1 rRNA gene is annotated in these 369 nt (G+C 37.9%); it reads right to left on the bottom strand.

The annotated features are described in order from the left end of the window. Window positions 1–43: 43 nt before the first annotated feature. Window positions 44–158: ribosomal RNA gene (gene rrf / locus H5090_RS20600) — 5S ribosomal RNA — on the bottom strand. Window positions 159–369 lie beyond the last annotated feature (211 nt).

Genomic DNA, 369 nt, shown 5'->3' with positions numbered 1-369 from the left:
AAAAAAGCCCGAATCGTTAGATTCGGGCTTTCTACAATTTGAAGCCTGGTAATGTCCTACTTTCACATAGCAAATGCTACACTATCATCGGCGCTGTTTCGTTTCACTACTGAGTTCGGCATGGAATCAGGTGGGTCCAAAACGCTATTGTCACCAAGCAAATTAGGGCGTTAATACGTATTTCTAAGTATTAACTGAATTTGGAAAATATCTGATAATATTTTTTTAGTCTTTCTAAGTAATTTCTACTTTAGTTATATTAACTTCTGTCTAAACTGTCGCATAAAACGCGTTTGGCGTTGTATGGTTAAGCCTCACGGGTAATTAGTACAAGTTAGCTTAATGGCTCACACCACTTCCACATCTTGC

It is taken from the genome of Pseudoalteromonas sp. SR43-5 (genome assembly GCF_014163835.1).
Taxonomy (GTDB): Bacteria; Pseudomonadota; Gammaproteobacteria; order Enterobacterales; family Alteromonadaceae; genus Pseudoalteromonas; species Pseudoalteromonas distincta.
This window is presented reverse-complemented; position numbering and strand designations above follow the sequence as displayed.